The organism is Xanthomonas sp. NCPPB 3005 (genome assembly GCF_041228095.2).
GTDB classification, from domain to species: Bacteria; Pseudomonadota; Gammaproteobacteria; order Xanthomonadales; family Xanthomonadaceae; genus Xanthomonas_A; species Xanthomonas_A bonasiae.
The window spans coordinates 532,898-554,957 of record NZ_CP166096.2 but is presented as its reverse complement, the minus strand read 5'-3'; the positions used below and the strand labels follow the sequence as shown (position 1 = coordinate 554,957).

Annotated in this window: 19 protein-coding genes and 1 pseudogene; 5 read left to right on the top strand and 15 right to left on the bottom strand. The window is 69.6% G+C overall.

The genetic code is table 11. The annotated features are described in order from the left end of the window. Positions 1-32 precede the first annotated feature (32 nt). Together AB8810_RS02565 and AB8810_RS02560 are read right to left on the bottom strand one after the other, a co-directional pair. Positions 33-425, bottom strand: a complete 393-nt coding sequence (locus AB8810_RS02565) for a hypothetical protein (protein ID WP_369915486.1) — start codon at positions 423-425, stop codon at positions 33-35. Positions 426-578: 153 nt separating this feature from the next. Further along, positions 579-962 (bottom strand): hypothetical protein, encoded by a 384-nt coding sequence (locus tag AB8810_RS02560; RefSeq protein ID WP_369915485.1) that lies wholly within the window; start codon positions 960-962, stop codon positions 579-581. Positions 963-1,170: 208 nt separating this feature from the next. Here AB8810_RS02560 and AB8810_RS02555 point away from each other — a divergent pair, with 208 nt between their 5' ends. Further along, positions 1,171-2,577, top strand: coding sequence for an EAL domain-containing protein (locus AB8810_RS02555; RefSeq protein WP_179570932.1), 1,407 nt, complete (start codon positions 1,171-1,173; stop codon positions 2,575-2,577). Between the two features lie 85 nt (positions 2,578-2,662). Here the strand turns inward: AB8810_RS02555 and AB8810_RS02550 are convergent, their stop codons facing one another. From AB8810_RS02550 to AB8810_RS02535, 4 genes are all read right to left on the bottom strand, one after another. After that, the gene (locus AB8810_RS02550; RefSeq protein WP_369915484.1) at positions 2,663-4,105 is read right to left on the bottom strand and encodes an efflux transporter outer membrane subunit; all 1,443 of its coding nucleotides are present in this window, start codon (positions 4,103-4,105) and stop codon (positions 2,663-2,665) included. After that, complete coding sequence (locus tag AB8810_RS02545; RefSeq protein WP_369915483.1) at positions 4,102-7,230, bottom strand: multidrug efflux RND transporter permease subunit; 3,129 nt, start codon at positions 7,228-7,230, stop codon at positions 4,102-4,104. The genes AB8810_RS02550 and AB8810_RS02545 overlap by 4 nt, the downstream gene beginning before the upstream one ends. Positions 7,231-7,239: 9 nt before the next feature. Continuing rightward, a complete protein-coding gene (locus AB8810_RS02540) occupies positions 7,240-8,424 on the bottom strand; it encodes an efflux RND transporter periplasmic adaptor subunit (RefSeq protein WP_369915482.1) in 1,185 nt (394 codons plus the stop codon). A 587-nt stretch (positions 8,425-9,011) separates the two neighbouring features. Beyond that, a complete protein-coding gene (locus AB8810_RS02535) occupies positions 9,012-9,869 on the bottom strand; it encodes a PA4780 family RIO1-like protein kinase (RefSeq protein WP_179570936.1) in 858 nt (285 codons plus the stop codon). A 52-nt stretch (positions 9,870-9,921) separates the two neighbouring features. Between AB8810_RS02535 and AB8810_RS02530 the strand changes: the two genes are divergently transcribed. The 3 genes from AB8810_RS02530 to AB8810_RS02520 all read left to right on the top strand — a co-directional run bounded on the left by AB8810_RS02530 (position 9,922) and on the right by AB8810_RS02520 (position 14,129). After that, complete coding sequence (locus tag AB8810_RS02530; protein ID WP_179570893.1) at positions 9,922-10,131, top strand: hypothetical protein; 210 nt, start codon at positions 9,922-9,924, stop codon at positions 10,129-10,131. Between the two features lie 593 nt (positions 10,132-10,724). Then, complete coding sequence (locus AB8810_RS02525) at positions 10,725-13,148, top strand: membrane-bound PQQ-dependent dehydrogenase, glucose/quinate/shikimate family (RefSeq protein WP_369915481.1); 2,424 nt, start codon at positions 10,725-10,727, stop codon at positions 13,146-13,148. 120 nt (positions 13,149-13,268) lie between these two features. Then, positions 13,269-14,129, top strand: coding sequence for an IclR family transcriptional regulator C-terminal domain-containing protein (locus tag AB8810_RS02520; protein WP_179570938.1), 861 nt, complete (start codon positions 13,269-13,271; stop codon positions 14,127-14,129). A 79-nt stretch (positions 14,130-14,208) separates the two neighbouring features. On the opposite strand, the pseudogene AB8810_RS02515 reads toward AB8810_RS02520, so the two are convergent. Next, a pseudogene (locus AB8810_RS02515) lies at positions 14,209-14,493 on the bottom strand (alpha/beta hydrolase); the annotation flags it as partial. An 85-nt stretch (positions 14,494-14,578) separates the two neighbouring features. Between AB8810_RS02515 and AB8810_RS02510 the strand changes: the two are divergent. After that, a complete protein-coding gene (locus tag AB8810_RS02510) occupies positions 14,579-15,085 on the top strand; it encodes a hypothetical protein (protein WP_369916726.1) in 507 nt (168 codons plus the stop codon). Positions 15,086-15,238: 153 nt separating this feature from the next. Here the strand turns inward: AB8810_RS02510 and pcaC are convergent, their stop codons facing one another. The 8 genes from pcaC to AB8810_RS02470 all read right to left on the bottom strand — a co-directional run bounded on the left by pcaC (position 15,239) and on the right by AB8810_RS02470 (position 21,959). Beyond that, a complete protein-coding gene (pcaC, locus tag AB8810_RS02505) occupies positions 15,239-15,625 on the bottom strand; it encodes a 4-carboxymuconolactone decarboxylase (RefSeq protein WP_191825831.1) in 387 nt (128 codons plus the stop codon). Between the two features lie 85 nt (positions 15,626-15,710). Beyond that, positions 15,711-16,493 carry a 3-oxoadipate enol-lactonase gene (gene pcaD / locus AB8810_RS02500; protein ID WP_369915480.1) on the bottom strand — a complete coding sequence of 261 codons (783 nt, stop codon included), beginning with the start codon at positions 16,491-16,493 and terminating at the stop codon, positions 15,711-15,713. A gap of 30 nt (positions 16,494-16,523) precedes the next feature. Continuing rightward, the gene (locus tag AB8810_RS02495) at positions 16,524-17,867 is read right to left on the bottom strand and encodes a 3-carboxy-cis,cis-muconate cycloisomerase (protein WP_179570941.1); all 1,344 of its coding nucleotides are present in this window, start codon (positions 17,865-17,867) and stop codon (positions 16,524-16,526) included. A 187-nt stretch (positions 17,868-18,054) separates the two neighbouring features. Then, on the bottom strand, positions 18,055-18,618 hold the full coding sequence (pcaG, locus tag AB8810_RS02490) for a protocatechuate 3,4-dioxygenase subunit alpha (RefSeq protein ID WP_369915479.1): 564 nt from the start codon (positions 18,616-18,618) through the stop codon (positions 18,055-18,057). Positions 18,619-18,622: 4 nt separating this feature from the next. Then, on the bottom strand, positions 18,623-19,339 hold the full coding sequence (gene pcaH / locus AB8810_RS02485; protein WP_179570943.1) for a protocatechuate 3,4-dioxygenase subunit beta: 717 nt from the start codon (positions 19,337-19,339) through the stop codon (positions 18,623-18,625). A gap of 99 nt (positions 19,340-19,438) precedes the next feature. Then, positions 19,439-20,647 (bottom strand): 3-oxoadipyl-CoA thiolase, encoded by a 1,209-nt coding sequence (gene pcaF / locus AB8810_RS02480; RefSeq protein WP_369915478.1) that lies wholly within the window; start codon positions 20,645-20,647, stop codon positions 19,439-19,441. Next, positions 20,644-21,291 carry a 3-oxoacid CoA-transferase subunit B gene (locus tag AB8810_RS02475; RefSeq protein WP_369915477.1) on the bottom strand — a complete coding sequence of 216 codons (648 nt, stop codon included), beginning with the start codon at positions 21,289-21,291 and terminating at the stop codon, positions 20,644-20,646. Before AB8810_RS02475 ends, pcaF begins: the two co-directional genes overlap by 4 nt. Next, positions 21,288-21,959, bottom strand: a complete 672-nt coding sequence (locus AB8810_RS02470; protein ID WP_191825837.1) for a 3-oxoacid CoA-transferase subunit A — start codon at positions 21,957-21,959, stop codon at positions 21,288-21,290. Before AB8810_RS02470 ends, AB8810_RS02475 begins: the two co-directional genes overlap by 4 nt. Positions 21,960-22,060 lie beyond the last annotated feature (101 nt).

The following is a 22,060-nucleotide window of genomic DNA, read 5'->3' as shown; positions in this document are numbered from 1 at the left end:
TGCTGCAGGCGGTGAAGCTTTAGCTTTTATTTTTACTCCTCGTCCTCGCCATCGTCTTCATGGCGCGAGATGCTCTGTTCGACTTCCTCGAGCGTCGCTTCCGCCGTCTTGAGCGTTTCAGCAGCATCCACCGCGATCGCGGCGGCCTGTTCTTCGCTGATAGCTCCGGCTTCGAGCGCCTTGATCGCCTTCTCGACGCAAGCGATTTCCTCAGGCATCGGATTCAACACATTGCTCCGCAGCATGGCAGTCTCTTCGCCGAGCGGCAGTTCTTCATGCTCGTCGGCGTCCAGATTGTTCCGCCGGATGCTTTCGTTGTTAATGGCCGTTGCCTTATCCAGCAACTCCAATGCGTCGTCCTGGACTGCTTGCAGATCGTGTACCAGATCGACCAGCGTTTCGTACGAACTCTCTTCCGTCTTCATACCTTGCCTCGACTCCAGGGCACACCGCACCGAAACGGCACAGGCTTCGTTGCCCTGGAATCCGAGTCTATCCATGGAATTTTTGCATTGCACACATGAGTAAACACATGAAGTTTCCGCTGTAAATCGGGCACTTGGCGATCACCCCAAGCGCTATGGGGCACGCACTGCGCCACCACAACATTTGGTGATGCTTCGATGCGGTAGCGCGACTTGGGCGCGTGCGTTCGCGCCGAACACGGCCGCCGGACCCATGCAGAACGGCAACAGAGTGCGCAACGCGCAGGCGACCGGGCGCGTTCGCTGGTCTCGCGCAACGCGCCAGAAGGCCCCATGCGCGGGCGGGCTGGCATCATGGGGCGTGCTGCCGTCATTGGCGCGGTGCGGCGGAGCCGCCGCCGTCGCATCCGCGCCGCCGCCCGGCACGGTGTACAGCGCGACCCGGTTGCTGTCGTCCTGCAGGCACAGGGCGATCAGCGCCTGCTGTGCGGCGTACGGCGACCGCCGTGCGTCCAGCACCTGCAGGTCCTCGTCCACGCCGGCGCGGTGGCGCGCCCCACTCCCCGGCCGCAGCATCGCAGCGCGCAGCCCGGATCGCGTGGAGCCGCTGCCGCATTCCTGCCTTGCAACCGGCCTGCTTCTTCGTCACCTTGTCCACGCGGGACTTTCGCTATTGAAGGGCGTGTGCAGGTGCCGACCGAGCCGACGCAGATCACATGACGATGCGCAGAAGAACGGGATACATGTGAAAAAAACCGGCTTGGGGGCTGGCGGCGACGACTGGGTGGCGCGCAACCTCCCCGACCAGGCGCAGTGGCCGCGGGTCCAACGCCTGCTGCGGTTCGGCGGGCTCGCCTGCATGGCGCACGGCCTGGCATGGACGGCGTACTACATCACGCATGGCATGAGCGCACTGGCGCTCGTTCTCTTTTCGGTGATGCTGATGGGCACGGCCTGCCTGTACATGTCGCGCAGGCTCGATCGCGTTTCCCTCGTCGCCATCGCGCATCTGCTGCTGATCATGACGGTGTTCGCCAGCCTGGCCGATACGCCGACCGCGGCGGCGGCGCGATCGACGCATCTGTTCCTTCTGCCGATCGGTGCAGCCGCCTTTTTCCTGTTCCGCAGCGAAGGGGTCTACCTGCGCTGGGCATTCCCGGCGTTGTGCTTTGCGTTGCTGATCGCGCTGGCCATCATCCCTGGCAGCCTCGGCGTTGCGCTGAGGCTGATGCCGGAGGAGATCCGCCGGATCGGCCATGGCCTGAACACCGCGACCGCGATGATCCTGACCGCCGGGGTGTTGGCCATCTTCAGCGAGGACATCAAGGTGCGGCTGGACCAGCATGCGGCGCTGGTCCGCGCGCTCGCGCATGAGGAGTTGTGCGCCCACCTGCAGCCGCAGGTGTCGGCGCGCGGACGGCTGGTCGGCGCGGAAGTGCTGCTGCGCTGGAATCGACCGGGCTATGGATTGCAGCCGCCGGCCGAGTTCATCCCCCTGGCCGAAAGTACCGGGCTGATCCATCAGATCGGCATGTGGGTGCTGGAACAGGCCTGCCTGCAGCTGAAAGCCTGGTCGCGGCATCCCGGCACCGCGGATCTGGTGCTGTCGGTCAACGTCAGCCCCTTGCAACTGGTGTCGGCGAGCTTCGTCGAAGACGTGCGCGGCGTGGTGGGCCGGATCGGCGCTCCGGCGAACAGACTCCGTTTCGAGATCACCGAGTCGGCGCTGGCGAGCGACCTGCCCTTGGTCACCGCGAGGATGAACGCGCTGCGCGAGGACGGGATATCGTGGTCGCTGGACGACTTCGGCACGGGTTTCTCTTCGCTGTCGCTGCTGCAGGCGCTGCCGCTGGACGAACTGAAGATCGACCGGTCGTTCGTCCGCGGAATGACCGCAGACGGCAACCAACGCGAGCTGGTGCGCAAGATCATCGAGATCGCGGGCATCCTGGGTATCTCCACGGTCGCCGAAGGCGTGGAGACGGAGCAGCAGCATGCATGGCTGGGCGAGATGGGATGCACGGCGTACCAGGGCTATCTGTTCGGCCGCCCGGTCGCCGCGGATACGTTTGCGCAGGCCCATCTGGGCACGCTGGTTTCGCCACCGGGCGTTTCCCACGGGGATGCCGACCGCGGTCCATTCCGCGAGTAGCAAGCTGCGCATCTGTGGGAGCGACTTCAGTCGCTCCCACATCGCGCATCCGCGTGAACTGACTCGAACCTGCCCGGCCCCGCGCTCAGCGGCTCGCCGCGGCAGGGGCTGTCGCGCTCGCATCCGCGCCGCCGCCCAGCACGGTGTACAGCGCGACCCGGTTGCTGTCGTCCTGCAGGCGCAGGGCGATCAGATCCTGCTGTGCGGCGTACAGCGAACGCTGCGCGTCCAGCACCTGCAGGTAGTCGTCCACGCCGGCGCGGTAGCGCGCCTCGGCCAGCGTGTGGCTGCGTCGCACCGCGTCCACCAGCGCCTGTTGCGCGCTCAGCTGCGCCGCGAGGTGGTCGCGCTGCGCCAGCGCATCGGCGACGTCGCTGAAGGCGCTCTGGATGGCCTTTTCGTATTGCGCCACGGCGATGTTCTTGCCGATCTTCGATACGTCCAAGGAAGCCTTCAGCGCGCCGGCGTGGAAGATCGGCAGCGCGATGCTGGGCACGAACGACCAGGTCCGCGAGCCCGCCGCGAACAGCGTGGACAGCGCGTCGCTGCTGCGGCCGGTGGAGGCGGTCAGCGAGACGGTCGGGAAGAACGCCGCGCGGGCGGCACCGATGTCGGCATTGGCCGCCTTCAGCGCATGCTCGGCGGCGAGCACGTCGGGACGCTGCAGCAGCACCGTGGCATCCAGTCCCGCCGGCAGCGGAGCCAGGGCCACGCTGCCGTCGAACGCATCGGGCCCGGCCAGCAACGCGGCGTCCACCGGCGCGCCGACCACCAGTTGCAAGGCATCGCGGGCCTGGGCGAGCTGGGTGGCATCGCGCGCCACATCGACGCGGGCCGCTTCCACGCTGCTCTGGATCTGCGCCAGGTCCAGCCCGGAGCCGATCCCGTTGTCGTGCTGGGCGCGGCTGCGCCTGAGCGTCTGCTCCTGGCTGTCCAGGGTCTGCTGCGCCAGGGCCAGCAGTTGCCGGTCGGCACCGACCGCGAGCCAGTCGTCGGCGATCTGGCCGATCAGGCTCAGGCGCACGCTGCGTTGCGTTTCGGCACTGGCCAGCCAGGTTTCCAGGGCCTCGTCCTTCAGGCTGCGCACGCGGCCGAACAGGTCCAGTTCCCAGCTGCTGATGCCGACCTGCAGCGTGTCGCTGCTGCCGATCTGCGCCTGCCCGGTGTCGCTGGCGCTGGCGCTGGTCCGCTGGCGGCTGTTGCTGGCATTGGCATCCAGCGAAGGCGCCAGCGCGGCGCGCTGGATCCGGTACTGCGCGCGCGCCTTGTCGATGTCGAGCATGGCCACACGCAGGTCGCGGTTGTTGTCCAGGCCCAGGGCGATGACCTGGCGCAGGCGCGGATCGAGGAACACCTCGCGCCAGTCCGGCATCGCCAGCGTGGCGCCGGCCGCAGGCGGGGCGCTGCCCGCGGCATCGAACTGCAGCGGCACCGGCGGCGCCGGGCGCGCGTAGTGCGGGGCCATGCTGCACGCGGCCAGCGCCGCGCAGCACGTTGCGGCCAGCAGGCGGGACGACCATGCGCTCATGGCGTGGCCTCCAGCGGCGGATGCTTGCTGCCGGGGAACACGCTGCGCACGATGACGTAGAACAAGGGCACGAAGAACAGGCCCAGGGTGATCGAGGCCAGCGTGCCGCCGGTCACGCCGGTGCCCAGCGAATGGCGCGCGGCCGAGCCGGCACCGTGACTGAACACCAGCGGCAGCACGCCGAGCAGGAACGCCAGCGAGGTCATCAGGATCGGCCGCAGGCGCATCTGCACCGCGTGCAGGGTGGCCGCCAGCAGGCTTTCGCCGCGCTGCTCCAGCTCGCGCGCGAACTCGACGATCAGGATGCCGTTCTTGGCCGCCAGGCCGACCGTTGTCAGCAGGCCGACCTGGAAGTACACGTCGTTCTGCAGGCCGCGCACGGTCATCAACAGCGCCGCGCCGAACACGCCCACCGGCACCGCCAGCATCACCGCGAACGGGACCGTCCAGCTTTCGTACAGCGCCACCAGGCACAGGAACACGAACAGCAGCGAGATCGCGTACAGCGCCGGCGCCTGGTTGGCCGACAGCTTCTCCTGGTAGGCCATGTCCGACCACGCATAGCCGAAGCCGTGCGGCAGCTGCTTGCTCAGTGCGGCCATCGCGTCCATCGCCGCGCCGGAGCTGACGCCCGCCACCGCCTGGCCGGTGAGTTCCATCGCCGACACGCCGTTGTAGCGCTCCAGCGCGGCCGGCGCGCTGGTCCAGTGCGAGGTAGTGAAGGCGGACATCGGCACCATGTCGCCGCTGGCGTTGCGCACCGTCCAGCGCTGCAGATCCTGCGGTGCCATGCGCGCCTCGGCGTCGCCCTGCACGAACACCTTCTTGATGCGGCCCTTGTAGATGAAGTTGTTGACGAAGTCGCCGCCGAGCGCGCTGTTGAGCGTGGCGTTGATGTCGCCCGGGTCCACGCCCTGCGCCTGCGCCTTGTCGTCGTCGATCTTGACCGCATAGACCGGCGCGTCCTCCAGGCTGGCGTAGCGCACGTCGCGCAGCTTGGGATCCTGCCCGGCCAGGCGCAGCAGCTTGTCGCGCGCGTTCACCAGGGCGGCGTGGCCGGCGCCTTCGTAGTCCATCAGTTCGAAGGTGAAGCCGGAGGCGTCGCCGAGCCCGCTGATGGCCGGCGGCGAGGTCACGAACAGCTCCGCGTCGGGCACGTCGGCCAGGGCCTTGTTGAGATGCGCGGCGATGGTGTCGGCGTCGTCCTCGCGGTCGTCCCAGTCCTTGAGGCGGACGAAGGCCATGCCGACGTTCTGGCCGGCGCCGGTCACGCTGAAGCCAGCCGAGGACAGCACCGAGCGCACGCCCGGCTCGTGCAGCGCGGCCTTGGTCAGGCGGTCGGTCACCGCCAGGGTCTGCTCCAGGGTGGAGCCGGCCGGCAGCTTGACCAGCACGTTGAGCATGCCCTCGTCCTCGTCGGGCAGGAACGCGCCGGGCAGGCGCCACAGCAGCACGCCGGTGACGCCCAGCAGCAGCGCGTAAGCGAGCAGGCCCAGCGCGCGCCGGCCCAGCACCCGCTCGACCAGCGCACGGTAGCGCTCGGACAGCGCACGGAAGCGCGTGTTGAACCAGGCGAAGAACCGGCCGAGGCGGCCGTGCGAACCGATCGGTTCCTCGCCCTGGTGCAGCGGCTTGAGAATGGTCACGCACAGCGCCGGGGTCAGGGTCATCGCCACCAGCACCGACAGGATCATCGAGGCGGCGATGGTGATCGAGAACTGCCGGTAGATGACCCCGGTGACGCCGTTGAAGAAGGCCATCGGCACGAACACCGCGGTCAGCACCAGCACGATGCCGACCAGCGCGCCGCCGATCTGCTGCATCGAGCGCAGCGTCGCCTCCTTCGGCGGCAGCCCTTCCTGGCTCATGACCCGCTCCACGTTCTCCACCACCACGATGGCGTCGTCCACCAGCAGGCCGATCGCCAGCACCATCGCGAACATGGTCAGGGTGTTGATCGAGTAGCCGAACGCGGCCAGCACGCCGAAGGTGCCCATCAGCACCACCGGCACCGCGATGGTCGGGACCAGCGTGGCGCGCCAGTTCTGCAGGAACAGGTACATCACCGCCACCACCAGCAGCACCGCCTCGATCAGGGTGATGACCACTTCCTTGATCGAGGTGGTCACGAACGGCGTGGTGCTGAAGGCGATGTGGTAGGTGTAGCCGTGCGGCCAGTACTGCTTGAGTTCCTGCAGGCGCGCGTCGATCGCCCTGGACGTTTCCACCGCGTTGGCGTCGGCGTTCAATTCGATGCCGAGCGAGGCCGACGGCTTGCCGTTGAAGCGGGTGATGCTGTCGTAGGTTTCCGGACCCAGGCCGATCCTGGCCACGTCGGACAGGTGCACCGCCGCGCCGCCGGGACCGCTCTTGAGCACGATCGCGCCGAAATGCGCCGGCGTGTGCAGGCGGCTGCGCGTGGTCACGGTCGCATCCAGGCGCTGCCCGCGCGGCGCCGGCTGGCCGCCGATCTCGCCGGCCGACACGTCGGTGTTCTGCGCCTGCAGCGCGTTCTCCACGTCCGAGGGCATCAGCGCGTACTTGCGCAACTTCTCCGGATCCAGCCAGATGCGCATGGCGTACTCCGAGCCCATCGGCTGGATGTTGCCCACGCCGCTGACGCGGCTGATCTGGTCGTCGATGTTCGATTCCATGTAGTTGGCGACATCGAAGTTGTCCATGCTGCCGTCGTCGGAGGTGAACGCCACCACCTCGAACAGCGAGCCGCTGGACTTGGTGATGACGATGCCGTTCTGCTGCACGTCCTGCGGCAGCACCGACATCACCGACTGCAGCTGGTTCTGCACCTGCACCTGCGCGGTGTCGGCATTGGTGCCGGTCTCGAACACCAGGTTGACCTGCGCGGTCCCGTCCGAAGCGCTGGTCGAGGTCATGTACAGCAGATGGTCCAGGCTCTGCTGCGACTGCTCGATCAGCTGGGTGACCGTGTTCTCCACGGTCTGCGCCGAGGCGCCGGTGTAGGTGGCGCGAACGGTGATGGTCGGCGGCGCCATCTGCGGATAGCGCTCGATCGGCAGCGCGTGGATGGCCAGCATGCCGACCAGGACGACGACGATGGCCATGACCCAGGCCACCACCGGGTGGTTGACGAAGAAACGCGACATGGCAGCTCCTCAGTCGGCCTGGGCGTCGCCCGGCACCGCGGACGCGGCCTCGAGCTGCGCGGCGCTGACTGCATACGGCACGACCGGTTTGCCGATCTCGGCGCGGCTGCCGTTGACCACGATCAGCCGTTCGCCCGGCTTGAGTCCGGCCTGCACCACCCAGTCGTGGCCGACCGCGTCGCCGGTGCGGATGCGGCGCTCCTCGACCCGGTTGTGCGCACCGAGCAGCTTCACCAGCGGATCGCCCTTGGCATCGCGGGTCACCGCCTGCTGCGGCACCAGGATCGCATTCGGGTCGCTGGCCAGCGGCAACAGCGCGCGCAGGTACATGCCGGGCAGCAGCAGATGCTGCGGATTGGGCACGACCACGCGCAGGGTGACCCCGCCGGTGCCAGGATCGACCGAGGTGCCGACGAACTCCAGCGTGCCCGGATGCGGATAGAAGCTGCCGTCCTCCAGGCGTACCCGCACCGAGATCTTGCCGTCGGCCGCCTTGATCTGGCCGGCATCGAGCCGCTCGCGCAAGGCCAGCATCTGCGTGCTGGACTGGCTCACGTCCAGGTAGATCGGGTCCAGCCGCTGGATCTTGGCCAGCGCCGCATCCTGCTGCGCGGTCACCAGCGCGCCGGCGGTATAGGCCGAGCTGCCGATGGTGCCGGAGATCGGCGCCGTCACCCGGGTGTAGTCGAGATTGATGCGCGCCGCCTGCAACGACGCCTGTGCTGCCACCACGTTGGCTTCGGCTTCCTGCAAGGCGGCCTGCGCGTCGTCGGCGTCCTGTTTGCTGGCCGCGTCCTGTTCGACCAGGGTGCGGTAGCGCGCGGCCTTGGGACGCGCCGCGACCACGGCGGCCTGGGCCTGCGCGAGCTGCCCGCGCGCCGTGTCGTAGGCGGCCTGGTACGGCGCAGGATCGATCTGGTACAGCACCTGCCCGGCCTGGACTTCCTGGCCTTCGGTGAACAGCCGTTGCCGCAGCAGACCGTTGACCTGCGGTCGCACGTCGGAGACTTCGTAGGCCACGGTGCGCCCGGGCAGCGACTGCTCCACCGGCAAGCTGTGCGGGGTCAGCGCGAGCGTGCCGACCTTGATCGGCGGCGGCGGTTGCGGCGCGGACGAACACCCCGCCGCCATCGCGAGCGCGACAACGGAACCACAGAGAATGAAACAACGAGGCGCGGCGAAAGCGTCGAGCATGAGGGTCAAATCGTGGGGGTGGGAAGATCGAAGCGCGCAACGCTACACGAAATGTATTCCCGCGATATATCCGCACGAAAACCGCAGTCAGCTGCCACTACAACTTGCGCGTGCGCGCAGAAAGATTGACGAAAGATTCGTATTGCGGGCGATACGTTGGTATCGCATCGGGATACCGATATTCCGGTCGCCGCGTCGCGTTTGCGGCACGTTTCCAACCCGTTGCCGGGCGCGCTGTTGCGCTCGTCGATGGCAGCGCCATTCGCTGCCGATACCAAGACGCACCCTCGATCCCGAGCAACACGCACCACCTTGCGCGTGCATGGAAAGGAGAGATGGAAGAAGTGAGCCGGGGCGACACGCCAGCGCGCGCAAGAGCAGGCGTGCGGCTTGTATCTGTCAGCGCCAACGCAACCTGTCGGAGAATCGATGACACGCCCTGGCGAACACGCGTGGCGATGCGGAAATGACAGGGATGCGACAGTGAAGGAGCCACCGATGCGATCGACGGCGCGCTGCGGCGATCGGCGCAGCAGCGAGGAATGTTTTTTCGGCAGCGCGTCGTGCAGGACGCGCTGCCGCGCGACTCAGTCCTCGTCCGCTGCGGCCTCGCGGCCCTGCTGGCGGATGATCGCTTCCTGCCGCGCGTCCTCGATCGAGTCGCGCACCGCGCGCACGTCGGCGCGGCGGGTGTCGAAGACGAAGCGGCCGCTGAGCGCGCTGTCCGGGCGCAGTTCGCCCTTCTCGTACAGCGCCCACATCTCTTCGCCGTAATGGGTTTCGTTGAGCTCCGGGGCGAAGCGGCCGAGGCAGTCGCGCAGGTTGTGCACGTCGCGCAGCAGCATGTCGCGCGCGGCGTTGTTGCCGGCGGCGCTGACCACCTGCGGGAAGTCGATCACCACCGGGCCCTCGGCGGCGACCAGCACGTTGTATTCGGACAGGTCGCCGTGCACCAGGCCCAGGCACAGCATCTTCACCACGTCGCCGATCAATTGCATGTGGAACGCACGCGCCTGCTCCGGCTCCAGCTCCACTTCGCCCAGCCGCGGCGCGCTCTGCCCGTCGGCGTCGGTGACCAGGTCCATCAGCAGCACGCCGTGGAAGTAGCCGCGCGGCTGCGGCACGTGCACGCCGGCGTCCACCAGCTGGTACAGGGTGTTGGCCTCGGTGTCCTTCCACGCGGCTTCCTGCTCGCGGCGGCCGAACTTGGTCGCCTTGCCCATCGCCCGCGCCTGGCGGCTGCCGCGCACCTTGCGGCCCTCCTGGTACTGCACGCGCGCCTGGAAGCTGCGCTGCGCCATGTCCTTGTAGACCTTGGCGCACAGCACCTCGGCGCCGGCCTGGACCACGTACACGGCGGCCTCCTTGCCACTCTTGAGTGGGCGCAGCACGCTGTCGATGACGCCATCCTCGATCAGCGGCTGCAGGCCCTGGGGGGTTTTCATCGGACGCGGGGCACCTTGGGGGAAAACACGATTATGGCCCAACCTTGCGTGCATGCCGGTCGACAACTGCGGCATGGCCGGCCGCCAGCGGAGTAAAGTGGCACCCGCGATCGCCGCCACGGCGGCCGCAGTCGGCAATCCACAGTGCAATCGTCCAGAGGGTGTCATGAGCAAGGGCATGGATCAGAAGAAGAGCGACAAGAAGCAGCCGACCAAGACGCTGAAGGAAAAGCGCGCGGCCAAGAAAGAAAAGAAGAAGTAGCAAGCGCCTCCGGCGAGCTCGCGCGACGGGCTCGCCGGAACGTGGCCGCAGACGCGGCACGCCGCAGCAGGGCCGGCTCTTCACAGATCCGGACGCGGCGGCCCGATGCGGATCCCGGTGGCGCGTGAACGACCGTGCCGCGCCCGCGCGCACTGCGATCGACCCATCCCTGCATCGGCCCGGCCACCACGCAGACGCCGCGGTCCGCGCATGCGTTGCCGCCCGCATGGGTCCACCGGCCGTCCACGCCGCTGCGTTCCACCGCCATCTGCGCCTCGCCGCCCTCGCACTCGCCCCAGCCGTCGGTCGATCTGCCGCACGCCGATCGGCGCCTCGCCGCGACCGGTGCCAAATTCGCACATCGGTGCGATAATCGACCAGACCTCTCGGAATGCACCGTCGTCGGTGCCGCCCGCCAGGACGGCGGCGCGCTGGTGTCGCCGTCGCGTTTCCCGGCGCAGCGGCAGGCCACGGAAGACGCCTTCCGCTGCGGTCAGGACCCGTCCGTTTCCCTAGCCGTCTGACGGAACGCCCGGGCACACCGCCGTCGCGCAACCGCGCGCGGTCACGGAGTCTGCAGAGGAATACGCAACGTGAATACGCAATCGGATGTCTCGGTCCTGGGCCGCGGACTGCTTTGGGTGGTCGGCCTGTTGCTGGTGCTGATCGGCGGCGTGCTGTTGGTCGGCGGCCTGCGCCTGGCGACGGAGGGCGGCAGCTGGTACTTCCTGCTGATGGGGCTGGCCACGCTGGCCGCCGGCATCCTGGTGATCGCGCGCCGGCCCGCCGGCGCCGCGCTGTACGCCGCGGCCTTCGTCGGCACGCTGGTGTGGGCGCTGTGGGAAGTGGGACTGGCGTTCTGGCCGCTGGTCTCGCGCCTGGTCGCGCCGGCGGTGCTGGCGCTGTTGGTGGCCCTGCTGTGGCCGACCCTGCGCCGCAGCCGCCGGCAGCCGGCCGGGCGCGGCGCCTATGCGCTGTCCGCGCTGCTGGTGGTCGGCCTGGCCGCTACCGCGGGCTATGCCTTCGTGCCGCGCCCGGTCGTGCAGGCCAGCGCCGATGCGCCGGTCACGCCGGTGGCGCCGGGCACCGAGCAGAAGGACTGGATGCACTGGGGCAACACCGTGGCCGGCACCCGCTTCGCCGCGCTGGACCAGATCAACCGCGACAACATCGGCCAGTTGCAGGTGGCGTGGACCACCCGCACCGGCGACGTGCCGACCAGCAACGGCTTCGGCGCCGAGGACCAGGCCACGCCGCTGCAGATCGGCGACACCGTGTACGTCTGCACCCCGCACAACCAGGTGTTCGCGCTGGATGCCGACAGCGGACAGAAGCGCTGGTCGTTCGACCCCAAGGCCACCGCGCCGAACTGGCAACGCTGCCGCGGCCTGGGCTACTACGACGCAGACAGCGCAGCGACCGCAACCGCGGCCGCCGGCGACAACCTGATGCCGGCGCCCGCTGCTGCAGCGCCAGCGGCGACACCGGCGCTGTGCCGCCGCCGCATCCTGATGAACACGGTCGATGCGCGCCTGTTCGCGCTCGACGCGCAGACCGGCACGCCCTGCACCGACTTCGGCCAGGACGGCGTGGTCGACCTCAAGGCCGGCATGGGCGAGGTCAAGCCCGGCTTCTACACCCTGACCGCGGCGCCGCTGATCGCCGGCAACCTGATCGTGGTCGGCGGCCGCGTGGCCGACAACATCGAGGTCGGCGAGCCCTCGGGCGTGGTCCGCGCCTTCGACGTGCGCAGCGGCAAGCTGGTGTGGGCGTGGGACCTGGCCAAGGAAACCCCGGACACTCCGCTGGATCCGAACATCCACTACACCCGCGCCACCCCGAACGTGTGGACCTCGATGGCCTACGATCCGGCGCTGGGCCTGATCTACCTGCCCACCGGCAACACCACCCCGGATGCCTGGGGCGGCGAGCGCACGCCGCAGGACGACAAGTACAGTTCCTCGATCGTGGCGTTGGAGGTCGCGACCGGGCGCGTGCGCTGGCACTACCAGACCGTGCGCCACGACCTGTGGGACTACGACCTGCCGGCGCAGCCGACCCTGGCCGACGTGCCCGACGGCAAGGGCGGCACCGTGCCCGCGCTGCTGCAGGTGACCAAGGCCGGGCAGATCTTCATGCTCGATCGCGCTACCGGCCAGCCGCTGGCGCAGGTCCAGGAGGTGGCCGCACCGCAGGGCAAGGCCGACGGCGAGCGCTACGCGGCGACCCAGCCGCTGTCCACCGGCATGCCGCAGATCGGCACCGCAAAACTGACCGAAGCCGACATGTGGGGCGCCACCCCGATCGATCAGATGCTGTGCCGCATCCAGTTCAGGCAGATGCGCTACGACGGCATGTACACCCCGCCGGGCGAGGACCTGGCGCTGCAGTGGCCGGGCTCGCTGGGCGGCATGAACTGGGGCAGCGCCGCGCTGGACCCGACCACCGGCTACCTGTTCGTCAACGACATGCGCATCGGCCTGTGGACGAAGCTGATCCCGCGCCGGCAGATGGAGAGCCAGAAGGCCGGCGGCGTGGAGATGGGCGCGGCCTCGCAGACCGGCACCCCGTACGGCTCGCTGCGCGACCGCTTCGTCTCCAAGCTCGGCATCCCGTGCCAGAAGCCGCCGTACGGCACCCTGTCGGCGATCGACCTGGCCACCCGCAAGCTGGTCTGGCAGGTACCGGTCGGCACGGTGCAGGACACCGGCCCGCTCGGCATCAAGATGCGCCTGCCGATCCCGATCGGCATGCCGACCCTGGGCGGCGCGCTGGCCACCCAGTCCGGCCTGCTGTTCTTCGCCGGCACCCAGGACTACTACCTGCGCGGCCTCGACAGCCACACCGGCAAGGAACTGTGGAAGGCACGGCTGCCGGTCGGCAGCCAGGGCACGCCGATGACCTACGTTTCGCCCAGGAGCGGCCGCCAGTACATCGTGGTCACCGCCGGCGGCGCGCGGCAGTCGCCGGACCGCGGCGACTACGTGATCGCCTACGCCTTGCCCGGCAAGCACTGAGACCCGCCCGGAACCGGCCGGCGCGCGCCGGTTCCGCTGCTACCGGGAACACGGCCGCCACGCAGGCGGCCGTGCAGCGCTTACCATGACGGGGTATCCGATGGATTGCACGCTCACCTGATGGCCGATTCCCCCGCTTCCGCAGGCCGGCGCAAGGCCGGCGCCGGTTCGCCGCCCGCCGAGCGCGGGCTCACCCACGAGCTGATGCAGCAGATCGATGGGCTGCAAGGCGACCCGGACTTCATGACCTCGCTGGCGCGCGGCCTGGCCGTGCTCAGCGTGTTCGCGCTACACGCGCGCGAGGTCACCATGTCGCAGATCAGCACCGAGACCGGGATCTCGCGCGCGGCGGTACGGCGCGTGCTCTACACCCTGGGCAAGCTCGGCTACGTCGGCGAACAGGGCCGCGGCTACGTGCTGCTGCCGCGCGTGCTGGGCATCGGCGGCGCCTACGTGGCGTCCTCGTCGATGACCGCCGCCGCGCAGCCGGTGCTGGACGCACTGCGCGACGCGGTGCACGAATCCTGCTCGCTGGGCGTGCTCGACGGCGACGACCTGCTGTACATCGCCCGCGCCGAGACCGTGCGCATCATGTCGATCGGCCTGCGCGCCGGCAGTCGGCTGCCGGCCTACTGCACCTCGATGGGCCGGGTGCTGCTGGCGGCGCTGCCGCACGACACCCTGGAGAGCTACCTGGAACGCAATCCGCTGCGCCCGCGCACCGAACGTACCGTCACCGGCCAGCGCGAGTTCCTGGAGACGCTGGCGCGCGTGCGCCGCGAGGATGTCTCGCTGATCGACCAGGAACTGGAGATCGGCCTGCGCTCGATCGCGGTGCCGGTGCGCAACCGCCGCGGCGAGGTCATCGCCGCGCTCAACATCGGCACCCAGGCCGGCCGCGTGACCCTGCAGGCGATGCAGACGCAGCTGCTGCCGCCGCTGAGGGACGCCGCGCAGCGGCTGGGCGGCTTGCTCAGCTGAGCGCGCGCCTGCGTTCGCTACACGGCCCCCATCGCCGCACCGTTCGATCCGTCGGGCCACCGCGCCCGTGTCGCGCTCGGCGCGGCCGGCGCAGGTAGCCGACCACCGCCTCCACCCACGCCGCATGCGCGTCCTCGACGTGCGCCACATGGTCGGCGTGCGGCAGCGTGACCCGGCTGCGGTCCCTGCCGCGCAGGCGCTGGTACAGATGCGCGTTTTCCGCCTGCGTGGCAAGCGGATCGTCGACGCCGCGCAGCACCAGCACCGGCACATCCGCGACCTGCTCGGGCCGTCACGCGAACTGCTCCTGCGCACGCCAGTCCGTGCGCACCGGATCGGCGGCCAGCGCCTGCGCCACATCGGCCTGCATCTTGCCACGGCCATCCGTGCCGTCGCGCCGGCCGACGAAGTGCCGCAACGCTGGCGGAACGCGGCGGAACCGGCCCATCATGCACGGCGCCAAGCGGGCGACAGCAGGAGCAGGAATGAGCGAGGAAGGCGGCATCACGTTCTTCGGATTTCGCGTGGACCCGAAGACGCCACGGGCGCGCTGGATCGTGTTCGGCTCGCTGGCGCTGATCGTCATGGCCATGTTCGTCAGTGGCGGCAGGGCTTCCCGCGCGTTGCGCGAGCGCATCGAACACATCGCCGGCTTCGACATGCCCGACGCCATGCGCCCGGCGTGGAAGACGCGCGAGGAGGGGCTGCTGGGAGAGGGCATCGCCGTGTCGCAGGGGTATCGGCTGCCAGAGTCGCTGGCGGCAGCGTTGATGCACAGCTGCGAACAACGCGGCGGCCGGATCATGGAGCGCGAACAGGTGCTGGCCGATTTCCCGGAACTGGAATCCAGGGTCTCGGCAGGGTCCCCCGCGTGCCTGCGTAGCGCCGATACGCCGACCCGCGCGGTATCGCTGCTGCAGGACACCACGTTGGTGATCCGCATCCAGCGCCGTTGAAGCGTTTCGGTGTGGGTGTCTTTGGCGTCCGCGCCGTCCTGTAGGAGCGACTTCAGTCGCGACAGGCGTTACCGGGAAGGCCTGTCGCGACTGAAGTCGCTCCTACAAGATCGGCCACGCGATGCGAGCAGCGCGACGCCAGCGCCGCCGCCCTCAGCCCTCGGCCGCCTGCTCTTCCAGGATCGGCTTCGCCAGCGCGAAGGCGTGGTTGGCCGCGGGCACGCCGCAGTAGATCGCCGCCTGCAGCAGCACTTCCTTGATCTCGTCCGCACTCACGCCGTTGTTGCGCGCGGCGCGTACATGCAGCTTGAATTCCTCGTCGTGGCCGAGCGCGACCATCATCGCCAGGGTCAGCAGCGAACGCGTGTGGCGCGGCAGGCCGTCGCGGGTCCAGACCGTGCCCCAGGCGGTGCGGGTGATGAACTCCTGGAACTCGCTGGTGAAGTCGGTGCGCGCGGCCAGCGAGCGTTCCACGTGGTCTTCGCCGAGTACGGCTTTGCGGACCTGCAGTCCGGCGTCGTAGCGTTGTTTTTCGTCCATGGGGTTTCCGTTGTGATGGCGGGAGAATGCAGCGTCGGGTTCGCTGGACGGCGGGTTATCGGCAAGCTGCGGAGCGGACTGCGTGCTAGGAAGCCTGCAGAAACTCGATCAGGCATTGGTTGAACGCCTGCGCGGACTCCACATTGCAGATGTGGCGGCCAGGCACCTGCGCAGCGCGGCCGTCCTGCACCGCAGCGGCGATCTCGCGCAGGCCCTGCGGCGGGCACACCGGATCGTCGTCGCCGGCGATCGCCAGCAGCGGCACCGCCAGCGCGCCGAGTCGGCCACGGAAGTCGGCGCTGGCCACGGCGTGGCAGCATGCCGCATAGCCTTCGGGCGAGGTGGCGAGGAAGGTGGCGATGATCTCGTCCAGCCGCTGCGGACACCGCGCGGCGAAGGCCGGGGTGAACCAGCGCTCGCGCGTCGCCGCCGCCAGTGCAGTCAGGCCCTCGGCCTGCACCTGCGCGATGCGTGCGCGCCAACTGTCCTCGCTGCCGATCTTCTGCGCCGTGGCGCTCACCACCAGGCGCTCCAGGCGTGCGCCGGCGTGCAGGCCCAGCCACTGCCCGGTCAGGCCGCCGATCGACAGCCCGCAGAAATGGCTGCGTTCGATCCGCAGCGCATCCCACAGCGCCAGCACGTCGCCGCCGAGATCGTCCACGCGATAGGGGCCGGCCGGCACGCCGGAGCCGCCATGTCCGCGACGGTCGTAGCGCAGCAGGCGGTAGTGCGGCGCCAGTGCGTCGATCTGCGCGTCCCACATGTGCAGGTCGGTGCCCAGCGAATTGCAGAAGGTCAGCCACGGCTTGCCGGCGCTGCCGTCGAGGCGGTAGTGCAGGCGATGGCTGGGCAGATCGAGAAACGGCATGGCGGCTCCGCGGAATCCAGTTGCACAGGCTCAGCCGTTGGCGAGCACGCGGTCGATCCAGACATCGGCCATGCCGCGCCAGCTGTCGGCGGCGAACAGCGCCTGCAGCCGGTCCTCATCCAACACCGCGGTCACCCGCGTGTCGGCCGCCAGCACCTCGCGCAGGTGACGGCCGTGCTGCAGTGCGTGGCGCGCGGACTCCTCCACCAACGCGTGCGCGGCGGCCTTGCCCAAGGTGGCGGCGAGCGCGACCGACACCGCCTCGGCGTAGAGCAAGCCGCCATGGCTGTCCAGGTGCGTGCGCATGCGCGCGCGGTCCAGTTCCAGGCCCTCGATGACGCTGCGCATCTGCGCCAGGCTACCGGCGCTCAGGCGCACGATCTCCGGCACCGTTTCCCACTCGGCATGCCACTGCCCGGCGGCGCGTTCGTGCGGCTGCGGCAATGCCGCGTACAGCGTGGACACCAGGCCGGGCACGCGCGTGGCCGCGGCGATGGCGGCCACGCAGCCCACCGGGTTGCGCTTGTGCGGCATCGCCGAGGAGCCGCCCTTGCCGGACGCGGCCGGCTCGAAGGCCTCGGCCACTTCCGACTGCATCAGCAGCACGATGTCGGTGGCGATCTTGCCCAGGGTTCCGGCCAGCAGCGCGAACGCGCTGCCGATCTCGACGATGCGGTCGCGCGCGGCATGCCAGGGCAGCGCCGGCAGCGGCAGCCGCAGCGCCTGCGCCAGGGCTTGCGCCACCGCCAGCCCTTGCGTCTGCAACGAGGCCAGGGTGCCGGCGGCGCCGCCGAACTGCAGCACCAGCGCGTCCTCGCGCAGCGCCTGCAAGCGGCGCTGCGCGCGCTGCAGCGCATCCAGCCAGCCGGCGGCCTTGAGTCCGAACGTCACCGGCACCGCCTGCTGCAGCAGCGTGCGGCCAGGCAAACCGGTGTCGCGCTCGCGCTGAGCGAGCGCATGCACGGCATCGCACAGCGCCGCCAGCTTCGGCTGCAGCGCATCCAGCGCGGCGCGCAGCTGCAGCACGCTGCCGGTGTCGATCGCGTCCTGGCTGGTGGCGCCCCAATGCACCCAGCGCGCGGCGGACGCATCGGTCGCCTCGACCTGCGCGGTCAGCGCCTTGACCAGCGGGATAGCCGGGTTGCCGGCCAGCGCGGTGGCCTGGCCGAGCGCGGCCAGGTCGTACCGCTGCGCCTGGCAGGCCGCCTGGATCGGCGCGACCGCCGCATCCGGAATCACCCCGCAGCGCGCCTCGGCCAGCGCCAGCGCGGCCTCGAAATCGAGCATGCCCTGCAACCGCGCGGTATCGTCGAACAGCGCATCGATGTCGGGGTCGCCGAACAAGGGGCTGAGCAGGGAAAGGCTGGAACTCATGGATGACGTCTCTGCGGGTCGTGCCGGCGCATCGGGCCGGCCAAGGGTAGCGCCAACGCGATGACGGGATGCGCGGACTGCACCCGCCGCCGCTGTCGCCTGTCTGCAGGAACGGCTTCAGCCGCGACCGGGGGTTACCAGGAAAGCCCCGGTCGCGGCTGAAGCCGCTCCTACACAAAGCGGGCGCTCAGTAGCTGAAAAACACGGTCTCCTGCTCGCCCTGCATGCGCACGTCCCAGGCGTAGTGCCCCGGCGCGGTGCGCTGGGCCAGCAGCGTGCCGCGCCGTTGCGGCGGCACCAGCGCCAGGATCGGGTCTTCATCGTTGCTGGCGGCATCGGCGAAGTACAGCCGGGTGGACGCGCCGCGCAACAAGCCGCGCATGAACACCAGCACCACCAGGTGCGGCGCCTGCGGCGCACCCTTGGGCCCGGCCACCGTACCCGGCTTGATCGTGCTGAAGGAGAAACGGCCATGCGCGTCGGTCGGCACGCGGCCCCAGCCGTGGAACGCCGGATCGTGATCGTCGCGGCGCGGGTCGTCGCGATGCGCGTAGATGCCGGCGGCGTCGGCCTGCCAGATCTCCAGCACCGCATCGGCGACCGGCACGCCGGCGCCATCGAACACCGTGCCGCTCACCTGCACGCGCTCGCCGCGCGCCGCGGCCGGCGCGATCTCGGTGCGGTACAGCGGCTCCAGGCCCAGGCGGTAGTACGGGCCGACGGTTTGCGAAGGGGTTGCCTGAAAACTCATGGTGTCACTCCCAGACGGTCTGCTTGCGGCCGCGCAGCACGATGTCGAACCGGTAGGCCAGCGCGTATTCGCTGATCGCGTTCTCCCAGTCGAACGCCGACACCATCCGCGCCTTGGCCTTGTCGTCGTCCACGCAATTGAAGATCGGGTCGTAGGCCAGCAGCGGGTCGCCGGGGAAGTACATCTGCGTGACCAGGCGCTGGCCGATGCCCTCGCCGTGCAGCGAAAAGTGGATGTGCGCCGGACGCCAGGCGTTGTAGTGGTTGCGCCACGGATAGGCGCCGGGCTTGATGGTCTTGAAGCGGTAGCGGCCGTGTTCGTCGGTCAGCACCTGGCCGGTGCCGGTGAAGTTGGGGTCCAGCGGCGCATCGTGCTGGTCGCCGGCGTGCAGGTAGCGCCCGGCGGCATTGCACTGCCAGACCTCGACCACGCTGTCGCGCACCGGCTGGCCGTTCTCGTCGAGCACGCGGCCGGAGACGACGATGCGCTCGCCCAGCGGCTCGCCGGGAAAGCCGGCGGTGAGATCGGCGGCGTGCGCGCCCAGGGTGATCCGGTCCAGCGTGGGTCCGGTGATTTCCGACAGCGTCGCCGGGATCGCGATCGGGTCGCGGCTGGGGCCGCGGCGCACGGTCGAGGCGTAGGCAGGATGGATGTACGCCGGCTGCGTGCCCGGATACGGCTTGCGATAGCCGAGCAGCGCGTCGTTGGTGGAATCGCTCATCTTGCTCCTTCCGGTGGCTCCGCATGGAGCCTGTTGCGTGTTCGTTGCTCGCGCAGGAGCCGCTTCATGCCTGCAACGCCGCGGCTACAAGATAGTCGCTCAGACCCGCTCGATCGCCAGCGCCACGCCCTGGCCGACGCCGATGCACATCGTCGCCAGGCCGCGGCGGCCGCCGCTGGCCTCGAGCTGGCGCAGCAGGGTCAGCGCCAGGCGCGCGCCGCTCATGCCCAGCGGATGGCCGAGCGCGATCGCGCCGCCGTTGGCATTGACGTGCGCGGCATCGTCGGCGACGCCCAGTTCGCGCAGGCACGCCAGCCCCTGCGCGGCGAAGGCTTCGTTCAATTCGATCGCATCGAAGTCCTCGATCGTAGCGCCGAGCCGCGCCAGCAACTTGCGCGTGGCCGGCACCGGGCCGATGCCCATGTAGGCCGGCTCCACGCCAGCCGAAGCAAAGCCGAGCACGCGCGCCCGCGGGGTCAGGCCCAGCGCCTGCACCTGCGCGGCCGAGGCCAGCAGCAGCGCCGCCGCGCCATCGTTGATGCCCGAGGCGTTGCCGGCGGTGACCGTGCCCGGCTGGCGGAAGATCGGCTTCAGCCGCGCCAACGCCTCGGCGCTGGTGTCCGCGCGCGGATGCTCGTCGCGCGCGACCTCGACGGTCTCGCCGCGCTTGCCGCCCGGCGCCGTCACCGGCACGAGTTCGCCGTCGAAGAAACCGGCCGCCTGCGCGGCGGCGGTGCGTTGCTGGCTGCGCAGCGCGAACGCGTCCTGGTCCTCGCGCGAGATGGCGTAGCGCGCGGCGACGTTCTCCGCGGTTTCGCCCATCAGCTCCACGCCGTACAGCCGCTGCATTTGCGGATTGACGAAACGCCAGCCCATCGTGGTGTCCTCGATGCGCTGCTCGCGCGCGAACGGCGTGGCGGCCTTGCCCATCACGTAGGGGGCGCGCGACATCGACTCCACGCCGCCGGCGATCGCCAGCCCCAACTCGCCGGCACGGATGCCGCGCGCGACCGTGCCGACCGCGTCCAGCCCCGAGCCGCACAGGCGGTTGACGGTGCTGCCGGGCACGCTGGACGGCAGCCCGGCCAGCAACAGGCTCATCCGCGCGACGTTGCGATTGTCCTCGCCGGCCTGGTTGGCGCAACCGAGATAGACGTCGTCGACCAGCGCCGGGTCCAGCTGCGGATGCCGCGCCAGCAGCGCCTTGATCGGCACCGCGCCGAGGTCGTCGGCGCGTACGCCGGCCAGCGCGCCGCCGTAGCGGCCGATCGGGGTGCGGATGCCATCGATGATGAACACGTCGCTCATTGCGCTTTCTCCATCGTCAGCGACAGGCCGGTCAGGCGTTGCAGTTCGTCCAGCGACACGCCGTCGACCAGCTCGATGACAGCGGCGCCGTGCTTGCCGACCGCGAACACGCCCAGGTCGGTGTAGACGCGCGAGACGCAGCGCAGGCCGGTCAGCGGATAGGTGCACTCGGCGACCAGCTTGCTGTCGCCGTTCTTGGTCAGCAGGTCCATCATCACGAACACGTCCTTGGCGCCGATCGCCAGGTCCATCGCGCCGCCCACCGCGGGGATCGCGTCCGGCGCGCCGGTGCTCCAGTTGGCCAGGTCGCCATGCACCGAGACCTGGAATGCGCCGAGCACGCACACGTCCAGGCGTCCGCTGCGCATCATCGCGAACGAATCGGCATGATGGAAATAGCAGCCGCCGGTCAGCAGCGTCACCGGCTGCTTGCCGGCGTTGATCAGGTCCGGATCCTCCTCGCCGGGCGCTGGCACCGGGCCCATGCCGAGCACGCCGTTCTCCGAATGCAGGAAGATCTCCTTGTCGGCAGGCAGGAAGTTGGCCACCAGGGTCGGCAGGCCGATGCCGAGATTGACGTAGGCGCCTTCGCCGATATCGCGCGCCACGCGCGCGGCGATCTGGTCGCGGCTCAAACGGTTCATGCGGCGTCTCCGGCGGCGACCACGCGTTGCACGAAGATGCCCGGGGTGACCACCGCTTCCGGATCCAGCGCGCCGAGCGCCACCACTTCGCCGACCTGCACGATGGTGCAGTCGGCGGCCATCGCCATCAACGGACCGAAATTGCGCGCGGTCTTGCGGTATACCAGGTTGCCCCAGCGGTCGCCCCGATACGCCTTGATCAGCGCGAAGTCGGCGCGGATCGGATATTCGAGCACGTAGTGCCGGCCATCGATCTCGCGCGTCTCCTTGCCCGTGGCCAGTTCGGTGCCGTAACCGGTCGGGGTGAAGATCGCACCCAGGCCGTTGCCGGCGGCATGGATGCGCGCGGCCAGGTTGCCCTGCGGCACCAGTTCCAACTCGATCTCGCCGGCGCGGTAGGCCGCATCGAAATGCTGCGAGTCGCTCTGCCGCGGGAACGAGCAAACGATCTTGCGGACGCGCTTGTGCCGGATCAGCGCGGCCAGCCCGGTGTCGCCGTTGCCGGCGTTGTTGTTGACGATGGTCAGCGCGCGCGCGCCTTGCGCGATCAATGCATCGATCAGTTCGTCGGGCATGCCGGCGCTGCCGAAGCCGCCGATCATCACCGTGGCGCCGTCGTGGATGTCGGCCACGGCCGCTGCGAACGAGGCGACGGTCTTGTCGATCATGCCGCCGCTCCTGCGGGGCCGTGCCCGGCGACAGGCTGCGGGCCGGTCACGGGGCGATAGAGGATTGCCGACATCGGTGCTGTCTCCCGCGGGGGGCGCAA

What these genes read in the sequence shown, in the direction of transcription:
- AB8810_RS02565 (WP_369915486.1), bottom strand. Translation starts at nt 425, where the DNA reads ATGAAGACGGAAGAGAGTTCGTACGAAACGCTGGTCGATCTGGTACAC.
- AB8810_RS02550 (WP_369915484.1), bottom strand. Translation starts at nt 4,105, where the DNA reads ATGAGCGCATGGTCGTCCCGCCTGCTGGCCGCAACGTGCTGCGCGGCG.
- AB8810_RS02545 (WP_369915483.1), bottom strand. Translation starts at nt 7,230, where the DNA reads ATGTCGCGTTTCTTCGTCAACCACCCGGTGGTGGCCTGGGTCATGGCC.
- AB8810_RS02540 (WP_369915482.1), bottom strand. Translation starts at nt 8,424, where the DNA reads ATGCTCGACGCTTTCGCCGCGCCTCGTTGTTTCATTCTCTGTGGTTCC.
- AB8810_RS02535 (WP_179570936.1), bottom strand. Translation starts at nt 9,869, where the DNA reads ATGAAAACCCCCCAGGGCCTGCAGCCGCTGATCGAGGATGGCGTCATC.
- AB8810_RS02530 (WP_179570893.1), top strand. Translation starts at nt 9,922, where the DNA reads ATGCCGGTCGACAACTGCGGCATGGCCGGCCGCCAGCGGAGTAAAGTG.
- AB8810_RS02520 (WP_179570938.1), top strand. Translation starts at nt 13,269, where the DNA reads ATGGCCGATTCCCCCGCTTCCGCAGGCCGGCGCAAGGCCGGCGCCGGT.
- AB8810_RS02510 (WP_369916726.1), top strand. Translation starts at nt 14,579, where the DNA reads ATGCACGGCGCCAAGCGGGCGACAGCAGGAGCAGGAATGAGCGAGGAA.
- pcaC (WP_191825831.1), bottom strand. Translation starts at nt 15,625, where the DNA reads ATGGACGAAAAACAACGCTACGACGCCGGACTGCAGGTCCGCAAAGCC.
- pcaD (WP_369915480.1), bottom strand. Translation starts at nt 16,493, where the DNA reads ATGCCGTTTCTCGATCTGCCCAGCCATCGCCTGCACTACCGCCTCGAC.
- AB8810_RS02495 (WP_179570941.1), bottom strand. Translation starts at nt 17,867, where the DNA reads ATGAGTTCCAGCCTTTCCCTGCTCAGCCCCTTGTTCGGCGACCCCGAC.
- pcaG (WP_369915479.1), bottom strand. Translation starts at nt 18,618, where the DNA reads ATGAGTTTTCAGGCAACCCCTTCGCAAACCGTCGGCCCGTACTACCGC.
- pcaH (WP_179570943.1), bottom strand. Translation starts at nt 19,339, where the DNA reads ATGAGCGATTCCACCAACGACGCGCTGCTCGGCTATCGCAAGCCGTAT.
- pcaF (WP_369915478.1), bottom strand. Translation starts at nt 20,647, where the DNA reads ATGAGCGACGTGTTCATCATCGATGGCATCCGCACCCCGATCGGCCGC.
- AB8810_RS02475 (WP_369915477.1), bottom strand. Translation starts at nt 21,291, where the DNA reads ATGAACCGTTTGAGCCGCGACCAGATCGCCGCGCGCGTGGCGCGCGAT.
- AB8810_RS02470 (WP_191825837.1), bottom strand. Translation starts at nt 21,959, where the DNA reads ATGATCGACAAGACCGTCGCCTCGTTCGCAGCGGCCGTGGCCGACATC.